Source organism: Bradyrhizobium sp. USDA 4473 (assembly GCF_054063335.1).
This window is the reverse complement of sequence record NZ_JBSSGE010000001.1, coordinates 3,529,353-3,547,809: the sequence shown is the minus strand read 5'-3', so window position 1 is coordinate 3,547,809 and position 18,457 is coordinate 3,529,353. Positions and strand designations below refer to the sequence as shown.

Sequence of the window (18,457 nt, the reverse complement as noted above, 5' to 3'; positions counted from 1 at the left end):
CCGCTTGATGACCGGCGTGAGGCCCGCCTCAAAGTGACGCAAACGGCTGGACAGCTCGGCAAGACCTGATTGACGGAGGCGGCCGCGATGGCGAATGCCAAGCAGGTGATCCCAATTGCAGTGACGAGATCGCGAGGAATAAGGACCACAAGCTTCACAGCCACGTTCTGGCAGAGCGGGCAGCACCGGGCAGGTTGCGTCATTCTCAGTTAGGACAACAGGTGGCCCGGCGGGGCCGCTTTCGCTTTTGGATCGGCAGTAGATTGCAGCCGCTCGTCTCGACAGCCACCGCGAGCAGCATAAGCCGCCGAGCGCGGAACAGATGACGACTAGCGTGGGACCCGCTCGGTTTCGTCACCTCGGAGCGCGCCGGTGCGAGGATTGCGCCAATCTCGCCTGAATCATCAGCGCCAAGCTCTGCATGCCAACCTTGCACGTCGGAGTGACGAGTGGTGCGAGGCGTTGACGCGCTCGGGAACTTTTTCGCCAGGACTTTCAAGATCAGGCATCGCGGACTAATGCGGCAAGATCGGACTCGAGCTTCGGCTGATGCTTAAAGATTGCGTCAATCAATGCCTGCGCAGGTTGCTCGGCGGCCTCAACCAGTGCCGCTTTCTCGGCGCGCGCAGAGGGCGCGAACACTCGCTTCACGACGGTCGGCGAGCCCTTGAGACCGCATTTGGAGACGTCCTCGACGCCGGCATCGTGCGCGCTCCATTTTACAATCGGCGCACGCGCAGCCCGCAGCGCATCCGCCATTGCACCGCGCCGAATCTGGTTGGTAGCCTCCAGCATGGTGACGAGACAGGGCAGCCTGGTATGCAGCACCTGGACACCACCTTCGGAGCGCCGTTCCGCTTCAATCGTACCCGCCGCGAGATCCAAGGATCTCACCTTGGCGACGTAGGTTAGCTGCAGCACGCCCAGTCGCTTTGCAATGCCGGGTCCGACCTGCGCCGTATCGCCGTCTATAGTCTGTTTGCCGGTAAAGATCAGGTTCGGCGGCCCATATTCCTTGCCAATCTTTCGGATCGCTGTTGCCAGTGCATACGTTGTGGCTAGGGTGTCGGAGCCCGCAAAGCAGCGATCGGTGAGCAGAACGGCACGATCCGCGCCAAAGGTCAGCGCTTTTCGCAAAGAGTCTTCGGCCGATGGCGGCCCCATTGTCAGCACGGTTATCTCCCCACCGAAACGATCGCGCAACTCCAGCGCGGCCTCGAGCGCGAACAGGTCATAGGGGTTAATGATGGTAGGCACGCCCTGGCGCATGATCGTATTGGTCACCGGGTGCACGCGGATCTGCGCTGAATCCGGGACTTGTTTGATGCAGACGACAGTGTGCATGGAGTTGCTCCAAAAAGTTCGACAGCTGCGAACGAAACAGCAAATGTTGTACCATCGTGCTTGTTTTTTGGATTTCTCAGGAGTTACGTATATTTACATGGGACAATGTAGCCCCTTTAGCTCGCTGCTCCAGATGGAGGAACACCGACGCGCGTCGGGGCTGCGACAGCGCCATCCAGCTGCGAATGCCGGGTGACTGATGGCAAAATCGGCTTGCGAGATCACCTCCGCCCGTTAGGCGCCGGCAGAATTGCGATGCAAGCAAATGCCCCCGCTCTGGAGCTCGGCCGGCTCGATTCCCGCATCGTTCTGATACTGCCGCGCTCAAGATGGATCCTTGAGCCAAACATGACTGCAAAGAGGTCGGGGCTGGTGCCGCTCAATATGTCGACCAGCATTTGCAATCATCAAGAAAACCGAGTAAGGGCACGCAGATTCTCGCGTCAGAATGCAAGACCGCGCGTATCCTGCCGACGCGCTGCACTTGACCGCGTTAGCGTTCTTGCGATTCTGGAGCTCCTCCCGTGGAGTTCTCCGAGAGGCCATGGCGCTCGCGCAATGGTCCCATTATGCTGCTGCTTTTCATAATGGCTTCCCGCGTTTTCAAGTCTCTCAGCAAGCGGCATGCCACGCGCGCACACGCCCTCTTAAGCTGCTTACTTTGCTAGAAAAATCATCACGCTCGCGAAGAGCATGAGTCTCGCGGCTTTGATCGCACCGACGTTCAACGCAGCCATAGTTGGATATGCGACACGAACGAAGCGAGGAGCCGGTAGGCCTCTTTCGGCTATCGACGCATCGCCTGGTGACATCCGAAGCTGCACGGTTCTTTTTCGGCCTGACTGCCTTGGGCCTCGTCGTTGGTGAACGCATACAAAAGTCAGCGACAAAAACGAGTTGCGCGGCAAGACATTGGGCTAATGGCTTTCTCCACTATCGATCCCCCGATTGGTGGAAGCGGCTGGCAATACGCGCCGCTTGGCCCAATCGGTCAGGTGAGACACGACCAATTTTCTGACGTATGAACCGGCAAAGCGCCGCATACGGAACTGAGCCTTGTGTTTTGGCTTACGATAGCTTTTAAAGCCATCGCTTCCGGAGCCTGTCCAACGGCCTTGCAATTTGCACGTTGCCGGGCTCAACGTGAGTAGCATCGGCGGAATTCGGGATATTGAAAACGTTCTCCGCCTCGTAGAGGGTTTCATGATGTCCAAGATGACCAAGAGCCGGCTCATTGACGCGATTGCTGATGGTACCCAGCTTCCCAAAGCTGACGTAAGGGCCGTGATTGAGCAACTGGCGATTATAGGCTACAAAGAACTGCATCAGTGCGGAGAGTTCGTCATTCCCGGCATGGTGAAAATGTCCGTTGTGAGCAAACCTCCTACTGAAGCGCGCATCGGCATCAATCCTTTCACGAAGGCACCGATGGAGTTCGCGGCGAAGCCGGCTCGCAAATTCGTTAAGGCATCACCGCTCAAGGTCGCTAAAGACGTATTCGCGGCATAGTTCATCCGTGATGTGCCGCGAATTAACTTTTCGGGTGGCGACGCTCCTCCATTAAGGCCGACCTCAGCGGAGGGCCATTGTCGCATCACTGAAAAACTGGCTCAGTGCCCGCTCAGTTTTCCAGTTATAATTCCGAAACGCGCAGGGACATCTAGGGCGAGTGAAGCAGTACCCGCTCACCCAATGGCGTCAGTGGCGAACCGATTCATGCCCGCGTATTCCAAGCATCAGGCTACACAATAAGTGTCGTTCCGTGTGATGACAGCACGGCTTTGTCGATCTTTGTAGACATTCTCGCGCTTGCCCTACTTTCAATCGCCTTGCGGTTTGCATCCTCGCTGGCAGACCGGGAGTGGCCGCACAGCAATGAGACCTGCTTAGATTACTCACGCGGAACAGTCGCTTCCTGCACGTGTTCGTTCCTCTGCGGCCGTCGACCAGTTCACCAAATTTTAATTGTGCGGCATCTTGTACCACACATGAACTGGCAACTCGCACATTCAGAAGGCCTGCTCTATGCGTGAGGTAAGATCGTGGTTGCGATCTTGTCCAAGGCACGCCGCGGACTGTGAATGATCGAAGCTGAAGAGGGATTATTCGTAAGCGCTGTTCCGAATACACGGGTTCGAGCCGTTAGCTGATCTCTACGTTTTTCGTTTGTGGAGGGCTGCCAGTCGTTCTGCCTCAGCTAGTGCCGCAGTCTTGGTTTTAAAAGGACCAACGTCGTGTTCTTGCGTGTCGGGCAGCCAAGCAGGCAAGAACCACCAACCGCCCGGGCGGTAACTCGCGCTGTTCCTAACCGATCCGATGTGATCGGCTATAAACCAACCAGGATCGACCCCGTCCTGTTGCCACAACATGTTCTTGTCGTTCACTGGGAGCCTCAAGAATGCCGGTTCGTCGATTTTCTTCGCTCAGGCCGGATTCTAGCCGTTTCCGTAGGCCCATGGCAACAAACTGTCGAGCTGGCGGTTCGGGTGACCGTTGACGATCCTGGTGAGCACATCGGTGATGTAGGCCAGCGGGTCGATATGATTCAGCTTACAGGTTTCGACCAGGGAGGCGATGATGGCCCAGTGCTCGGCACCGCCGTCGGAGCCTGCGAACAGCGCATTTTTGCGGTTGAGCGTGATCGGACGGATCGAACGTTCAACGGCATTGTTGTCGAGTTCGATACGTCCATCATCGACGAAGCGTGTCAGGCCCTCCCAGCGTGAGAGCGCATAGCGGATGGCGTCGGCGAGCTTGCCCTTCTGGCTGATCAGGGTGAGCTTTGCTCGTAGCCACTTCTGGAAGTCATCGGCAAGCGGCCAGCTTTTCTGCTGCCGGACGAGGCGCCGCTCTTCGGCGCTGCGGCCGCGGATGTCCTTCTCAATCGCATAGAACTCGGCGATGTGCTTGAGCGCTTCGCTCGCGATGGGGGCCGGGCCAGGGGTTGCGAGCTCATAGAAGTTGCGGCGCATGTGCGACCAGCAGAATGCAAGCTGAACGTCGCCACGCTCGGCGAGCTTGCCATAGCCCGCATAGCCGTCGACCTGCAGAATCCCCTTGAAGCCTGCCAGATGGGCGATTGGTCGATCGGCCTTGCGATCGGGGGCATAGACATAGGCGACGCCCGGCGGATCGGCTCCGCCCCACGGCCGGTCGTCCGCAGCATAGGCCCAGAGCTGGCCGGTCTTGGTGCGCCCTCGACCGGGATCGAGCACCGGCATCGTCGTCTCGTCGGCGAACAGCTTTGGCCGTTGCCTGAGCTTGCCGAGGAGGCGCTCATGTAACGGACGCAGGTGGAAGGCTGCCTGTCCCACCCAATCCGCCAGCGTCGAACGATCGAGCTCAATGCCCTGGCGGGCGTAAATCTGGGACTGCCGGTAGAGCGGCAGGTGATCGGCATATTTGGACACCAGTACCTGGGCGACAGTGGCCTCGGTCGGCAACCCGCCCTCAATCAGCCGCGTCGGGGCCGGTGCCTGCATGACGCCGTCCTCGCAAGCCCGGCAGGCGTATTTGGGACGCCGGGTGACAAGGATCCGGAACTGCGCCGGGACCAGGTCCAACCGCTCGCTTCTGTCCTCGCCGATCCGGTGCAACTCGCCCTGGCAGCAGGGACAGGTCTTCTTGTCGATGTCGATGACGACCTCGATCCGCGGCAGGTGCGCCGGCAAGGCGCCTCGGTTGCCGCGGCGCTTGCGAACCCGAGCCTCACGACCTTCAGGCGCACCAACGCCCTGCGCCGTCTCGCTGTACGCTGCCACCTGCTCGACGTCTTCCAGGCCCAGCAGCATCTGATCTTCCGGCAGCGTCTCTGCCCGCCGGCCAAATCGATGCCGCTGCAATTCCTTGATGATCTGACGCAGCCGTTCGCTCTCGCATCGCTCGGCGAGCAGCATCGCTTTCAGCGTCTCGGGATCGTCAGGCAGGGCGTCGCTCACACCCGATTCAGAGCATATTCGCCATCATCTGGCGACGCGTCCGACGTTCCTGATTCACTTCGCCGCAGCGCTGCCAACAATTATCCAGCTTGCGTCGGCGCCGGAGTCTCCCGTGCTTCATGGACACGCCGCCAGTCGAGCCCCTCCAGCAGTGCCGACAATTGCGCCGCTGACAGGCGCATCACGCCGTCCTCGATCTTCGGCCAGCGGAAGATCCCATCCTCGAGCCGTTTGACGAACAGACACAGGCCTGTTCCGTCCCAGAACACAAGCTTGATCCGATCCGCCCGCTTGGCCCGGAACACATAGACAGCACCCGAGAATGGATCTGCTCCCATGCCCTCGCGCACCAGGGTAGCAAGCCCCTCCATTCCCTTGCGGAAGTCCACCGGTTTGGTCGCCACCATCACTCGAACCGCACCCGACGGACCGATCACCGGCACGCCCTCAGCGCCTGGACGATCGACGCAATCATCGTCGGGTCCGCACCACGGCTGGCCCGGATCGTGATGCCGTCAACTTCGATCTCGATGATCCCGGCATCGGGCTTGCTACGCACCGCTTTGCGCTCGCGCCCAAGAGCGGGCGCCGGCGCCACGGCATCCACCACCGCCGGCACGAACTGTACTTCTTCTATCTCGGAATGACCGCCCGCTGCTTCTCGCAACTGACGGCGCCACCCAAACAACTGCTGCGGCGACAATCCGTGCCGTCGCGCGACCGAGCAGACCGAGTCGCCACTCGCCACGATCTCCGCAACAATCCGCGCCTTGTCTTCGTCGCTCCACTTCCGCCGACGGCCGGCCCCGGTGAAGACCTCAAGCCGGCGCACCGGCTCCGTGATAGCAGTATGCACTGTGTCCATTCTAAGCCTAACGGTCCAAACCGAACCGCAGACTCGCAGATCACCCCGTCACCCGGTAGGTGGCCCCTGAACAGCGCTTACGATTATTCGATGAAACGAGTTACGTTTTCTGTGGTGGCCGCAGCCGCAGCTCTGATTGGCTTGCCTGAAGCAAACGCCGAGTGGACGCGTTGCGCCAAACACGGCCCTTGCCGCACTCCCGTCGCCCCCTGGACCTATGATGGTTGGCAAGGTTCGGTTACTCACCATCGTAGCTTGATCGGTGCACTACCGTGCAGCAACGACGTCTTCGGCGACCCTATCAACAGCTGGAGGGAATGTTTCGTGACAACAAACTGAAAGCACTCCGCCCCGTCTGAGGAGCGTCGCGGCGCATTTGCTGCTAGGCGCGATCACGGCAATCCACTGCAACCGAACGGCTGCTGTCTCGCGGTTCGCGGATAGGCAATTGTCGTCGCTGCGTTTTCAGCAGCGGCTCTCGTGGCTTGGTCTAGTCGTACCCTGAATGCGTCAGCGCAAGTCGCCGTGATCAAGCCGCTCGGCGAACAGGTACATTCACTTCCCGCCGGTGCCGACTCTTAACTGATAGCACTACTGGCAAGGACATTGCTATGGAGATGCGGCACGGAGCAAGGCACGTGTGCGACATCGCCCCAGATGTTGCCAGCGTAAGAGCGTGTAGGCTCGCGATTGGCGACAACGAGGTAGGCATTCCTACAGAATAGACTGGGTTCAAACTTAGGCCGATTCTCCTCCGGTTGAGAACCGACAACGTTACATCGAACCGCGCCCGCATTATCAACCGTAGCCAGTCGCGCGGCGCGGTTCATCCGGTTGGCAATCGCACTATTACGCGCGCATTTGCAAGCGGTGGAAGCATCGACCTCACCTCCCCCTTACGGGCCAGCATCGGCAACCACGGCGGCGTTTCTCAACATGAGACATGTCGATTTTGACAGACGCGTTCCTATCATCTGCCACCGCACGTCCTCGCGCGATGAGGAATGGCTCGGTACCCGAGCAACCCTCGTGCTCGCAGTATACGGCCAGATCATCGGAAGAAGCGGACAGACGGTACTTGACCAGGCTGTGAGAGGGGAACGTTACCTTTTTCCGGATCGGTTCGAAGAGAAGGCAAGGGCTGCAAAGCTACCTTGGTTTGGGCCAACTTATGCGTGGGCTTACGCAAATGGTACGTCGCGTTTTCCTCGAATGTCAGCATTAGCGCAGTGCGTTCGCGATACTCCGGACCCGACTTGCCGGGAAGTCATTGTTTCCAGCTTGTTTTTTACTAGCCCTGCAGTTGGCACGACAGTTGCTGTTGTTAGATTCACGATCTCTCTCCTTTGGAGATGCGCATGCAAAGTATCCTCTGGATCAAGCAGCTCTCGTTACTGTGCGTATCTCCCGTTGCACCTTCAGCGCGGGGATCACCTACGTGGGTTCTGCATGCGCGCTGGACGTCTCCAACGCACCTGCGCAGCAGGCGTCTGGCCATCATGAAACAGTCACCGTGCTGCTCCCGGGCGCGTCCATGAGACCATCCAAGAATGCAGCATCAGCGAACCGCTCACGATCCCGCTCGCAAGGGGAGTAGGAAGAATAACGCTGCTGTTGGGTTCGGCGGCAAATACAGGATTGATGTCTGAACCGTAAAGGCCAAGCGGCGCACCGCCTGGTTCACCAGCGCGCTCTCTCTCCACTGAATCCCGAACCGCGACGTTCAGCATCTCGACGAAGAGCAGGAACAGAAGCCCCGCTCCTTGATGGCACGATTGTGCCGCCACAGCTTGCGGACGGATAACAAACTCCGGGATCGGTGTGACGCAAAGCGACGTGGGCGTCCCTGAGCTCTCATGAAGACAAAAGGTAAGAGTGCAAGCCATGGAACGGAATTTAGCTTCCCCTGAAACAAGCGCCACTCCCCACACTGATAGTCCTGAGTGACCTGCAAGGCTACGATCATGAATCTTTTTAGTTTCACCGAATGCGCAAGCCAGACCCATTCGCTCAGAGCGCTGTTCGATCTCCTGGTAAACTTCGCCACCAAAGAGGGATTCAGTGCAGTTGCCTACGGGACGCTTAATTTCGACGCGCCGCTCCAGCTTAGCGAGTGTCTACCGCCCACAGTGGCTGTGAAGTGGCCACCCGAATGGTGCGACCGATATTTCAAAGGCAAATACCATACGATAGATCCGGTGGTCCGGCGAACACCGACGCTTGCGCAACCGTTCCTTTGGGATCGTCTCGCTGATCACTATCAGCTTCAACCCGACGAGAAACGCGTGCTCGAGGAGGCGAGGGACGCGGGCCTGAAGCATGGAATGAGCGTGCCACTATTTGGTCCATTGGGGCAAGTATCGGTTGCGTCCTTTGCATCACCCTTCGATGACGCTGATCCTCAGAATCGCATCGGCCATCTGAACACACTAGCCTGGCACTTTCACATCGCCTATCGCGAGATTGCTCGCCCCTCTAGCAGTGGCGGTGACAAACGGGTTGCACTTTCACATCGCGAGATCACCTGCCTGCGCTGGGTGAAAGAGGGCAAATCGTCATGGGAAATCGGAAAACTCCTCGGAATCAGCGAGAATACCGTCAATTTTCATATCAAGAACGCGATGCGAAAACTGGGGGCGAGCAGACGGACCCAAGCGGCCTTTACGGCTGATCATCTCAATCTTCTCTGAATTCGTTTAAGGGAGCGACTGACCGACCGGCTAAGATGCTCCGCGATGAACCTCGTAACAGTCTTTGGGCCCCGCGTGTAGGACAGCCCCTTCGACCGGATTTTATCTGCATCGTGAGAAATGCATAGCAGTTGCTCGCGCGAACGCGAGCCGCGCTTGTGTTTACTTCATCATCGCTTCGACCTCTACTCGAAAAGCTCGGCGCGAGGCATCTCGTGAATAGAACATGTGGCCCTCGGAAAAACGCCAAGTTGAACGCGCCGTGCCGAGGGGCGACTGAAAGCCCTGAAGCGCCTCACGGCAAACGCCGGGGACTAAACACCTAGCTCGCTGCTCCAGACGAAAGAATACTGACGCGCGTCGGAGCTGCGACAGCGCCATCCACTACGAGTGCCAGGTGAGTGTCGCCCGGACCGCTTGCGAGATCACGTCCGTTTCCATCCGGCGCGTGTAGATCGCGATGTACACACTGACACCCTGCCCTGGAGCACGGCCGGCTCAATTCCGACGTGGTTCTGATATTCTGCGCTCAAGATGGACCGTCGCATGCCGCCTCACCAAGCCGGCATCTCGAGCAAGCTGATCCTGTCACGCATGGTAATCTGCGCGGCCGAGGGCGGACGCGCCTTCAGATTCGAGCGCATTGGATGCGTCCCCAAACCCATTGTCCTCTCATAGGGACGTGCGTTCAGAACCGTTTGATCTCGATTCCGTACTTCCTTAGCGCGTAGCCAATCTGGCGCGGCGTTAGTCCGAGCAAGCGCGCGGCTTTTGCCTGCACCCAACCAGATTTTTCCATGGCGGCAATGACCCGCTCCCGATCGGCCATCTTTGCGCCGCTTACGAGAACTGTGCCGGCAGGCGCCAGCGAGGCCAGTTCGCTGCGGACGGGCGGGACCAGCGCAGCCGCTTCAGACAGCGAAGTGATCGGCTTGGCCGCCACTGGCACGGTGGGTGCCGACTGGACCGTCGCCTCCTCCGATGTACTCTTCCACAACATCGCGGAAAGGCACTGACCATGACAACATGCAAAGTCATTTCTCACGATCGATGCTCCGGACGACAGGGTCGCTGTGCGCTCGATACAGTTCTCCAGCTCACGGACATTGCCCGGAAAGCCGCAGTTCATCAGCACATCGATCGCACTCGCTTCCAAGGTCAGCGTGCGGCCGTTCTCGTTGTTGAAATTCCTGAGAAACTCTCTGGCCAGCAGCGGAATGTCGCTGCGTCTTTCGCGCAGCGGTGGGAGCAGCAAGGGAACGACGCTGATGCGGTAGTAAAGGTCCGCGCGAAACTCGCTTCTTGCCACAGCCTCTTCAAGGTTCTTGTTGGTCGCAGCTATGACTCGAACATCGACCTTGATAGTCTGGTTGCTGCCGACCCGTTCGAACTCCTGCTCCTGCAGGACGCGCAGCAACTTCGCCTGGAACGGCGCTGAGATCTCGCCGATCTCGTCAAGAAACAACGTGCCTTTGTCAGCAAGCTCGAAGCGCCCCTTGCGCAAGCTGAAAGCGCCAGTAAAAGCACCTTTCTCATGACCGAACAGTTCGGACTCCAGCACCGTCTCAGGGAGTGCCGCGCAATTCAGCTTAACGAACGGCCGCTTGGCCCGAGAAGACGATTCGTGAATGGCCTTGGCTACGAGTTCCTTTCCTGTACCGGATTCGCCGCGCAGCAAAACCGTGCTGTTCGATTTGGCGACGACCGAGATCTTCTCGAGCAGCCCGCGCAACGCCGGGCTATCGCCAATGATCCCATGGATGGGTAGCTTCTTGCGTTCCCGTGGCGGCTGCCTAAGCTCGAACAATTGCTTCTGCAGACGGTCCTTCTCCCCCATCAGCCGCTCGCGGTCGCAGGCGACCAAGCGATGCAGCCTCACTGCTTGTCCCACCAGGTTGGCGATCATGGCAAGCAGCCGCGCATCATAATCAAGCCGGAGGCTCGACCTATCGTCACGGACTCGGTCAACCGTCAAGGTACCCACGACTTTGGGGTCAATCCGGATCGGAACACCGATGAATGATACCGGCATATTTTCCGAGGCACCTAGCACTTCCAGGTCAGCTGCGCTGAACGCCGGTTCGGCTGCCACGTTCTCGGCGACAAGAGGCCTGTCGGTCGCAACGATCTGGTCGATCGCCCTCTGCGGCAGGCGCATCCGGTAGCGCTCGTCGCTGCCTTCGGTCCAACCGGCACCCACCGTGATGTCCGGCATCCCGTCATCGTCGAACAGTGAGACGATACCGTGTCGCATCTGCACGAACGATTGCAGAAGGCCCACTGCGTTGGCCAACGTGACCTCGAGCCGGCAGGGAGCGGTGAGCACCTTCGATATTTCAAAGATGCCGGTCAGCGCGCTTTCGCCCAGCGGCTCGCCCGAGATTGCGCGCTCCGCCTCTGCGTGAGAGGCAGGGCTTTCGCGCGCGGAAGCGATATGCAGCATGAGGCGGTCTCCGTTATCTTGATCATCCTCCCTCTCACTTTGTTCGAGTTTACGGGCTTCGTTTTGCATGTCACGCTCAGTCTAGGGCTACGAGTTGACGAGATGACATAGAAGCGTAACACCTTCATGGCACGACGGTAAATCTACGGTGCCGTGATTTCACTTTTTCGGAATGGGTGGGTGACGTCACGCAGAACAAGAGCTTCAGAGCTGAAACTCAAGACAGCAGCGTTACCAGCTTGCTCGATTCACAGATGTTGCCCACCATTGATCGGCACCTCGGCGCCCGTGACATAGCTTGCGGCATCCGAACATAAGAAGAAGATGACCTTGGCCACTTCGTCGGGCGTACCCACTCGGCATAGCGGAATGTTTGGCACGAGACGCGTTTCCGTATCGGGCGACAACATGTCCGTCCTGATCTCGCCGGGCGCGATCGCGTTCACGCGAATACCATGCGGCGCGTAATCGTGGGCCATTTCGCGTGTGAGGCTCGCAAGCGCAGCTTTCGACGTCGCGTAGGCGCTGCCGGCAAACGGGTGCACCCGCGAACCAGCGATCGATGTCACGTTGACAATCGATCCTGATGCGGCCCTTAATTCGTCAAATAGACCCCGCGCCAGCAGGATCGGAGCCACCAGATTCAAGTGGAACACCCTCATCCAGGTTTCGGTTGACGTCGACAACGAGGTCAGCCGGTCTCCATCGGGCGCCTTCGGCGAGATGCCGGCATTGTTCACTAGCGCGTGCAAAGGTGCGCCCGCCAGCCGCTCCCTAACCTCCGTAATCAAGCGCGGCAGCGCTTGATGATTGCTGAGGTCGGCCTGGACATGATCCTCGCGCCCGGACTCCCACGGGCACCGCTCGCCGTCGAACGGCCGCCGCGCGCAAGAAATGATGCGCCAACCCGCCTCCGAAAACAGCTTGGCGGTGGCATGACCGATTCCACGCGAGGCCCCGGTCAGCAACATCGTCTTTTGTTCACCACGATGGACGCGAGCTTTATCGGCGTGAAAGGGACAGCTCAAATGTGCCTCGGGCAGCGGAGCTCCGACTGGACCGTCATTTGGTAGATCGAAACCCACGCCCGCGTCCTCTCCTGTAGCGCTGGCCAACGCGTAGCAGGATTTGGGCCACTACGATGCACGCAAAGACGCTCCCATTTTGCGTCCTAATGTCGCGCACTCAAAACGCTTGGCGGATTCGAGACACGGTGCGTGCGCTTTGCGACAGCGATGGCGCATCGCCGACACACGCCTGAGTGTGCGCTGTCTACTACTCAGACCAACACTCAGTCGCGCTGTTGTGATCGCCGAACCGAGCAAGGCGAGCGGACGAACAGCTCCGCAACGTGTCGAGGCAACGATGGGTCAGGAAGGCGGAGATGCCCATGGCCGGGTCTTTGCGATCCGAAAACTGACGCGAAGCCGCCATACGTAAGGTATCGCCGCAACGTACACCGACCTCATCGCAGCTGTGAAAAATCAGTCCAAGCCCTCCATCTAGAGCGGTTTCGAATTCGATGCCAACTTATGTGCCAATAGGAGAATATTCTAACCCCTCGGCGCCGCCGGCGCCAAGTGAAGAGAGAGACGTTCGCGGCGAGGCTTCGGCTTCGCTGCGAAATTGCACCAACGAACGAATCATAAATCCGAGACGCAATGCGATGGGCTCGGCTGCAGAGATTGAAGAAGAGCAGTCACCGGCGCCGCCGCCGCGCACCGCGAGGAGGTGCCGAGGAAGATCGAGAACATCGTCTGGGCCAGCGTCGCGGGCCGCTGCCAATATGCCGGCTGTAATAGGCTGCTAATCGGCGACCAAGTCTCCGGAGCGGCGAACGCCAACAGCGCCTACATCGGATAAAGATTATCACGACATGGGAGGGGCGTATGCCTCTCTGATTGTCGAAAGATTAATCGTCGTAGTTGGGAAACGCCAACAAAATTCATCCGTCGTCCCTGCCTCTCGGGCAATCCAAATCGTTCCGAAAGCAGCGATTTCGCGGCGGTAAATGCCCGGACTGGTTTCCGATCCGAGTCATGCCGAATTAGAACCTGCGCTAGGCGATCATCTCCATCCATCTGAAAAACGACGTGGAAAGAGTGCTCGCCGATTTTGACCTCGGGAATCGATATCTACGAATAGAAAGGGCCATATAGTCGCGCGGGGCGATCTTCAAATTTTTTGAGCCAACTGCGGCGATGATTTCCATGCTTTGCATTCCCCAGCGGATGCTCTGCCAGCCGGGCACGTGATGCCTCCGTGGCAACGACCGCCGCACACCAACGAACGACAGCGCGGTGCTACTGCCGATAATGGCGCGGTGTCGCATTCGAACCCACTCTAACCCGGAGACCATTGGCGATTTCTAGGCCTGTCCAGGCTCGGACAGTGCCAGGGCCGCCCTTCCGACATGCACTAGCGATGTCGATCTCTGTATTGCCGCCGCTGCTGGCCAAATGCCGCGCGTGGATTGAGCCCGCACGTCACGTTTCGCCCGGACGCGGATGCGAGGCACTGTGCATGGGTCTGGTACATGCAATCGCCGGGATATCCGACTCCTCTCCCCTGCACGCACCATGGAAAATCCCGAGCGCTCGCCGGAATAACGGTTACGTACCCCGCGATCCCAAACGCCAGAGCGGCAAACGATAGAGACACACGCATTGGTGACTCTTCAGCTCGAAGCCCGATTGTTCCAACGGAGCGAACGATGCGTAGTTCCCCTTAGAAGCTCATTAAAAAGATGGCTTGGGCGGGCTAAGACTCTCAGCTCTAAATTCCCGCGTCGGCGTATGCATGCAGAATTCCCGGCGTTCAAGTGCGTGCTCGTGCCAATGTCACGATACCCTGCCCTACACGACGCATCGATTATCCAATACGCGAACCGCATCACATCCATTTGCACTCAACCTGCTTGCCCAGAGCCTTTTCGGACTCCAGATGCTCAATTTCCGCGACTGCTCGCCGATAGAAGAGGACAAAAACGGGTGTCACTGCATCAACTGTAGCTCGGGGCCCGCTGGCGACTCGCCTTGGTGCAGTGGCTTCCGCGCGTCAGGTCGGGCCATACGCTGGGCGCGGCACCAGATCCCCAAAGATAGGCGAGCGGCAAGTCGCCGGCCGATGGGCGGGCTCGGAGGGGCCGCGGCGACTATGCCGAGATCGACGTTATCCTCAACTATCTGCTGCAGCGGATGGGCGAGGCCAGGCTCAACCAAACTCATTCGAGCCGAGTCCGGCGGGCTCCCAAGCGGCCATGGCGGTACGTGTCCTCGGCGGCCACGTAGCTGACGGGTCGCCCGAGACCATAATCAGGTTCCAATTCTTGTTTATAAGCCCTATAATGGGTTGATTATTGATGTACGGCAGAATAAATAGCCCTTAAAGGGGTCGATTGTGAAGCTTACCGTACAAACGTTTTTGGACGGCACGTGGCATGACGCTGCCGTCGTAACGCTTGCCCAGGCCGAGACTGGGATCGGAAGCCGGTCTTCGGCCGGCTACGAGATGAGCTATTTCTATAAGCACGGAACGACAAAGAATCCGGTTCGCGACCTTCGGGCGTACTCGGTGGCCGCGCCAATCGACCTCGAGGACCGGACGGCGGACACTTGGCCGGCCTTCCTGCTGGATCTGATCCCTCAGGGGAAGCAGGCAGAGCGTATGGCCGCGTTTCTCGGTCTCAAAGCAAGCGATCCAGCGACCCAGATCAAGCTGCTGCTGCGATCGGCCGGCGCTCCAGTTGGCAATCTCCGCATAAAGGAAGCACACGAGGAAGAAGACCAGCGCATCGAAAAGATGGTCCGGATCGGCGTCTCAATGGACGACGTTTTAGCGCGTACAGACCATTTCCTCGCGATGGCGGACGACTTTGCCCTTATCGCCTCCGGCTCCAGCGGTCTTCAGGGCGACTGGCCGAAGGTCGCGCTCACAAAGTCGATGGCGGACGGTCTCTGGTATCCCGATCCGATGGTAGCCGACGATGATGCCGAGGACCATGTGATCGCCAAGTTGCTTCGAAGCGAGGAAGGAATCGACCAGCGGATCCTTCAATCAGAGGCCGCCTATGCGAAGGTCGCAAAGGATTTCGGGTTGCATGTCGAGCGGACCAGCACACACGGCAACGGCGTGCTGGTCGTGCCGAGGTTCGACCGCGGACGAGATTCCAACGGACTGATCCGGTACGGTCAGGAGAGCCTCGTGTCCGCGATCGGCGTCGCGGCGTTCGGGCATCTGGAGAACCACGAAACCTATGTCGCGCAGCTTCAAGAGGTCTCTTCTGACCCGCTCGCGGACACGATCGAATATTTGCGTCGCGACATGCTCAATCTCGCGATGGGCAATCCGGACAACCACGGCAGAAACACCGCGTTGCGCAAGTTCCCCGACGGCCAGGTGCGTCTGTCGCCGCTATTCGATTTCGCGCCGATGCGCATCTCGCTCGCGGGGATCGTGAGGTCCACGAAGTGGGCCTGCATGGCTTTTGCCGGCGGCAGTGACATCGAGCCGGATTGGCGCCTGATCTGCGACGCCGTCGCGAGGCCCGGCGTGCCGGCGGACGATCTCATGGCCGCGCTCGCCGAGAAGGAGGACTTACTTCGCGCGCTGCCTGAGGCGGCGCGCATGTACGGCGTGCCGGACAGCGTCATTGCCAGCGCCGTTGTGCGCGGCGACGATATGGCCGACAAAGTGGCGAGGCTGCGGAATCGACCGACTTACGGATAGACGATGCCGAGGATACGAAAGCCCACTCGGGAAGAGATATGGGATCGCCGCGCCGCGATAAACGAGAAAGCTCGGAGCGCGCGACTGCGGCTGCCAGAAGGCATCGCCGAAATGCGGCATGCGCTCGGACTTTCTCAAGCTGAATTCGCGAAGGCATTTTCACTCACCACTCGACAAGTCTCCGAGATGGAGCGGGGCGGCGCCAATCCGACGGTAGCGACCCTCGAGCGCATAGGTCGCGTATTCGGTTTCCAGATCGGCTTCGTACCGCGCGCAACGCCCCGCGACCTTCATGGTTGAGGTCGGTGACGTCCGCCGCTTTACGAGCCCGCGGCAGTTAATGGCCTATCCGGGCCTTGTACCTTCGGAACGCTCGACCGATGATGCCGTACGCCATGGTGACATCACCAAGACCGGAAATGCCAGAGCGCGCGGGGTTTTGGCTGAGACCGCCTGGACTTACCGCTATCCAGCCAAACTGGGAAAACGAAAGTATTCGCAAGCCGGCACATGCCTGAGGCCGCGCGAGAGATTGCAGCCCCATGGCCGCGCCGATTGGTCCCACGATCACAAGCCAGGACGCTGAATGGTCAGCCCGGCGTCAGCGCGATCCCCAATGTGCTGCTTCGCGCGAGGGCGTGGCCGGCGGCCGCGACGGCACTCGCCGGCTGAACGTCGGACCTTTCGATAACTTAGTCCGTGAGCAGCCACGGAAGGCTATCAGTTTCGATCCCCCCCGTGGCGAAGCCGAAGCCGATTCCACCTGTCTAGCGCGGTGGCAGTACGTTACGGCCACTATCGTCCAGTTCCAGCTTCCGCGAATGCCTTCCGGCCGCCGGATCTTTCTTCTCTCCAGCGCAAGGGGTCGCTGGAGCGTCGGTTTGCGCAAGCAGTTACCGCGCGGAACAATAACGGCAGTACTGCTCGATGCGAAAAGCGGTCATCAGGTCGATAAAACGGGTTACGACGTTCATGAAGCCACGAGCTCTCGTGATGGCTCCTCAATCAAGATCAATCGGTTCGGATCGTTCAAATCGAACTCTATCACGCGCGGCGCACAGAGACGCGCATAGCGTGTGAAGGCGCTCGTCGGGGGAAAACGGATCACGGTGTCGCATCGCCCAAGGAGATACATCTCGATCAGGGCGGAAACGCCGCCCTCGGCTCCGAGGGCCGCACTATGCAAAGGCCCGGCTTGAGGCGCCTGGAAGCGCTTTGGGATCGTGAAAACATCGGGAAACAGTGCCGACACGTTCTCAAGTACGAGCGCGCTGTCCGTGCATAGGAATGCTCTGACCGGTTTCGCATGCGGTAACGCCTTTGCCTTATCAATGGCATCACAGACCTGTCGCAAGGCGCGCTCCGGATCAGCCCAGTAGGGCGCATGCCCCATAATATCTTCGCCGTTGCCGTGCCGAACGTGAATGCCGATCACGCTGTACGGCTCAAAGTGCTCACGGAAGATGGCATCGATCCGCGCCTGCACTTCGGATCGCGGCTTGATGCTCCGAAAGATCTCTCGTTCAGCTTCCTCATCGCAGCGCCACATCAGGCAGGCGTCACATACGACCGTATTTGCATCGCAATCTTGCTCGCTTTGAAACAGTTGATCGAGTTCATCGCGCTCCCGGAAAATCTGCTCATCCGGCCGATAGACGCAGTCGATGGTCGGCCTGTTCCACCATGCCGGGAAGAACGGCCCCGGAAATGAGAGCTCACTGATCTGGTCGTCGCAGATCACCCTTACACCGCCAATCTCTTGAACTGGCTCGAAGAAAGCCGGAAAGGCATTGGTGAACGGTTGATCGAGATAACAGGACCCGCGCCAATCGATGACCAGGTTCCGTCCGGTCCGCTGCGCAAAACGCCAAGCTGCCGCCAACGACCATAGACAGTCGCCTAAACCGGTACGTCGCCGGGAAACAACGAAACGATCATTTTGCGCACTAACAAACATTTGCATTACGTCCCTGCGGGCTCCTGGTTGAGCGGATATCATCGGAAACACCTCACATATGATTTTGGCCGATGTTATGGTCGGCACTTGCGCTGCTCGCGATCTGCGTCGGTAAAACTTCATGGCAGCGCTATCCTCCTAGCGGGTGCTCTCAGCTCTTTTTTCTCTGTTCAGAGCGGTTGCGTCGATATATCCGATTTCAGCCGAATAGCTATTCTGTCCTGACTACCTGAGAACTGGTGGAGTGCTTGACCCGCTTTAGTCGCTGCTGTTCGACGTAGCGGTCACACAGCCATGCCGCACGAGAAGCGTGGTGCCCTCGCCGCGAGACACCTATTGGGCAATCGGGCTCGCTTTCATGGATCCTGTCTGGCTTTCACTCACTTCCCGACCCAACATCGCGCTCTCCATTTTGACCATCTCGGGAAGGCAACCGCCGCTCCACCTTAATCGCCTGTGCCGTCACGATCCGCCACGCTTTCGGTGGCTCCT

General features: G+C 59.1%; 13 protein-coding genes and 1 pseudogene. 5 read left to right on the top strand and 9 right to left on the bottom strand.

What is annotated here, in order from left to right:
- Positions 1-501: 501 nt before the first annotated feature.
- Complete coding sequence (locus ACVW17_RS16560; RefSeq protein ID WP_456797586.1) at positions 502-1,344, bottom strand: electron transfer flavoprotein subunit beta/FixA family protein; 843 nt, start codon at positions 1,342-1,344, stop codon at positions 502-504.
- 1,206 nt (positions 1,345-2,550) lie between these two features.
- On the opposite strand from ACVW17_RS16560, the gene ACVW17_RS16555 reads away from it, so the two are divergent.
- Entirely contained in the window at positions 2,551-2,853 is a 303-nt protein-coding gene (locus ACVW17_RS16555; RefSeq protein WP_456797585.1) for an HU family DNA-binding protein, read from the top strand.
- Between the two features lie 926 nt (positions 2,854-3,779).
- Here the strand turns inward: ACVW17_RS16555 and tnpC are convergent.
- From tnpC to tnpA, 3 genes are all read right to left on the bottom strand, one after another.
- On the bottom strand, positions 3,780-5,240 hold the full coding sequence (tnpC, locus tag ACVW17_RS16550; protein ID WP_456798972.1) for an IS66 family transposase: 1,461 nt from the start codon (positions 5,238-5,240) through the stop codon (positions 3,780-3,782).
- Between the two features lie 122 nt (positions 5,241-5,362).
- On the bottom strand, positions 5,363-5,719 hold the full coding sequence (gene tnpB / locus ACVW17_RS16545; protein ID WP_456798971.1) for an IS66 family insertion sequence element accessory protein TnpB: 357 nt from the start codon (positions 5,717-5,719) through the stop codon (positions 5,363-5,365).
- Positions 5,716-6,147 carry an IS66-like element accessory protein TnpA gene (tnpA, locus tag ACVW17_RS16540; protein WP_456797584.1) on the bottom strand — a complete coding sequence of 144 codons (432 nt, stop codon included), beginning with the start codon at positions 6,145-6,147 and terminating at the stop codon, positions 5,716-5,718. Before tnpA ends, tnpB begins: the two co-directional genes overlap by 4 nt.
- A gap of 1,964 nt (positions 6,148-8,111) precedes the next feature.
- Between tnpA and ACVW17_RS16535 the strand changes: the two genes are divergently transcribed.
- Positions 8,112-8,837 carry a helix-turn-helix transcriptional regulator gene (locus ACVW17_RS16535; RefSeq protein ID WP_456797583.1) on the top strand — a complete coding sequence of 242 codons (726 nt, stop codon included), beginning with the start codon at positions 8,112-8,114 and terminating at the stop codon, positions 8,835-8,837.
- A 688-nt stretch (positions 8,838-9,525) separates the two neighbouring features.
- On the opposite strand, the gene nifA is transcribed toward ACVW17_RS16535, so the two are convergent.
- From nifA to ACVW17_RS16515, 4 genes are all read right to left on the bottom strand, one after another.
- Positions 9,526-11,349 (bottom strand): nif-specific transcriptional activator NifA, encoded by a 1,824-nt coding sequence (gene nifA, locus ACVW17_RS16530; RefSeq protein ID WP_456797582.1) that lies wholly within the window; start codon positions 11,347-11,349, stop codon positions 9,526-9,528.
- 179 nt (positions 11,350-11,528) lie between these two features.
- On the bottom strand, positions 11,529-12,365 hold the full coding sequence (locus ACVW17_RS16525; protein ID WP_456797581.1) for an SDR family NAD(P)-dependent oxidoreductase: 837 nt from the start codon (positions 12,363-12,365) through the stop codon (positions 11,529-11,531).
- A 974-nt stretch (positions 12,366-13,339) separates the two neighbouring features.
- Positions 13,340-13,531, bottom strand: a complete 192-nt coding sequence (locus tag ACVW17_RS16520; protein ID WP_456797580.1) for a hypothetical protein — start codon at positions 13,529-13,531, stop codon at positions 13,340-13,342.
- A gap of 167 nt (positions 13,532-13,698) precedes the next feature.
- A complete protein-coding gene (locus ACVW17_RS16515) occupies positions 13,699-13,947 on the bottom strand; it encodes a DUF3551 domain-containing protein (RefSeq protein ID WP_456797579.1) in 249 nt (82 codons plus the stop codon).
- A 732-nt stretch (positions 13,948-14,679) separates the two neighbouring features.
- Between ACVW17_RS16515 and ACVW17_RS16510 the strand changes: the two genes are divergently transcribed.
- The 3 genes and pseudogenes from ACVW17_RS16510 to ACVW17_RS16500 form a co-directional block, all read left to right on the top strand.
- Positions 14,680-16,008 carry a type II toxin-antitoxin system HipA family toxin gene (locus tag ACVW17_RS16510; protein WP_456797578.1) on the top strand — a complete coding sequence of 443 codons (1,329 nt, stop codon included), beginning with the start codon at positions 14,680-14,682 and terminating at the stop codon, positions 16,006-16,008.
- A gap of 3 nt (positions 16,009-16,011) precedes the next feature.
- On the top strand, positions 16,012-16,308 hold the full coding sequence (locus ACVW17_RS16505; RefSeq protein WP_456752845.1) for a helix-turn-helix domain-containing protein: 297 nt from the start codon (positions 16,012-16,014) through the stop codon (positions 16,306-16,308).
- Positions 16,295-16,537: pseudogene (locus tag ACVW17_RS16500) on the top strand (transposase); the annotation flags it as partial. The gene ACVW17_RS16505 and the pseudogene ACVW17_RS16500, both read left to right, overlap by 14 nt.
- A 441-nt stretch (positions 16,538-16,978) precedes the next feature.
- Here the strand turns inward: ACVW17_RS16500 and ACVW17_RS16495 are convergent.
- Positions 16,979-17,971, bottom strand: coding sequence for a nodulation protein NodZ (locus tag ACVW17_RS16495; protein WP_456797577.1), 993 nt, complete (start codon positions 17,969-17,971; stop codon positions 16,979-16,981).
- Positions 17,972-18,457 lie beyond the last annotated feature (486 nt).